This is a genomic window from Haladaptatus sp. (genome assembly GCF_049589095.1).
Taxonomy (GTDB): domain Archaea; phylum Halobacteriota; class Halobacteria; order Halobacteriales; family Haladaptataceae; genus Haladaptatus.
Map to the genome: position 1 here is coordinate 1 of NZ_JBAWAC010000577.1, position 1,881 is coordinate 1,881.

The 1,881-nt window shown below is 55.8% G+C and carries 1 protein-coding gene; it reads left to right on the forward strand.

Going from position 1 to position 1,881, the window contains the following annotated elements; translation table 11 throughout:
* Positions 1-547: 547 nt before the first annotated feature.
* Positions 548-1,881: Cdc6/Cdc18 family protein (locus WBV42_RS18005; protein ID WP_423987246.1), on the forward strand; the 1,334-nt coding region annotated here is incomplete at its 3' end.

The window sequence follows — 1,881 nt, forward strand, 5'->3', positions numbered from 1 at the left end:
CTCCGATATCGATCCCACACCTCCAATTTTCCTTCCCTCTCCAGTCGAAACGTACGGGTACGCTGATTCGGAAAGGGAGTCTCGAATTGTCCGCTCGGTATCGCTATCTTTCCATGTGCCTCACAACCGACCCGCCGACCCCGTTGCGCCGTTCAGCACCTTCCCTCCAACCCCAATTGTCCCAACTCCACTTCTTCCACTCCGTTTACTTCTTCAATCTTGGTTTCCGATCTATCTTTTCGATCTAACCTTCCGATCTATCCTCCCAACTATTCTCCTCAAGCTATCAATTCTTCTTTCTCTGGTCCCGGTAATTCGAGCCGAAACGATGCCGTTTCAGCGTGAAACGTGCAAAAAACCTTTTTCGTTCATCATTCGACCGATGAGAAAGATTTTAGTACTGTGCTGTACCTCTTTTTCATCTGCATCAACTGGACGCGCTGTTGCTTCTCCGGGAAGTAAATCGGGACGCTATTCCCCGCTTCCTCCCGTCTCTCTCCGCACGGCGTGCAATTCCAGTGGAAACAAAGGGGTACACAGCCGACGTATGTCAGACGAAAATACAGACTCGCCGAACGAACGAGACGGCCACACGAGTCGTGGTTTCGAGGGTATCGATTTGGACGATGTCGTCTTGGACGACTCGGACGAAGACGGCAACCACGGCCTGTTCGACGACCTGCTCAGTGGCGAGCCGATTTTCGAGAACAAGGAAGTGCTTCGGCCTTCCTACACGCCACACGAACTACCGCACCGAAAAGAGCAGATCAACCGCATGGCGACCATCCTCGTCGCCGCACTCCGTGGTGAGACGCCATCGAACATCCTGATCTACGGAAAGACTGGTACCGGAAAGACAGCGAGTGCCAAATTCGTCAGTCAGGAACTGGAACGCACGTCGCAGAAATACGAGGTTCCTTGCGAGGTCGAGTACATCAACTGCGAGATAACCGACACGCAATATCGTGTCCTCGCGCAACTCGCCAACAAGTTCATCGAGAACAACCTCGCCGAAATAGAGGGCCGAATCGAAGAACTACAGGATATCCGCGATGGCGTCGCCGCCGAGTCCCAACAACTCGAAAACATCGACTTCTCGTCGCTGACGGAAATCGAGGATCGAATCGAGGAACTCGAAGCCGACGCAGAGGAAATCGAACCCGTCCCGATGACCGGGTGGCCGACCGACCGCGTGTACAACACCTTCTTCGAGGCCGTCGATTATCAGGAACGCGTCGTCGTCATCATGCTGGACGAAATCGACAAACTGGTCGAGAAATCCGGCGACGATACCCTCTACAACCTCTCGCGGATGAACTCGGAGCTCGACAATTCGCGGGTGTCGATCATGGGTATCAGCAACGACCTGAAGTTCACCGACTTCCTCGACCCCCGCGTTAAATCCAGCCTTGGCGAAGAAGAAATCGTCTTCCCGCCGTACGACGCGAACCAACTCCGGGACATCCTCCAGCACCGCGCGGAAGTGGCGTTCAAGGAGGACGCCCTCTCGGACGACGTGATTCCGTTGTGTGCTGCGTTCGCCGCACAGGAACACGGTGACGCTCGCCGCGCGCTCGACTTGCTCCGAACGGCGGGCGAACTCGCCGAGCGTGATCAGGCCGAGCGCGTGGAGGAGGGGCACGTCCGGAAGGCACAGGACAAGATCGAACTCGACCGCGTGGTCGAAGTCGTCAGAACCCTTCCTACCCAGTCGAAACTCGTCCTCTTCTCGACTATCTCGCTGGAGAAAAACGGCGTCCACAACATCAACACGGGCGAGGTGTACAACGTCTACAAACACCTCTGCGAAGAGATCGACGCCGACATCCTCACCCAGCGCCGCGTCACCGACCTCATCAGCGAACTCGACATGCTCGGTAT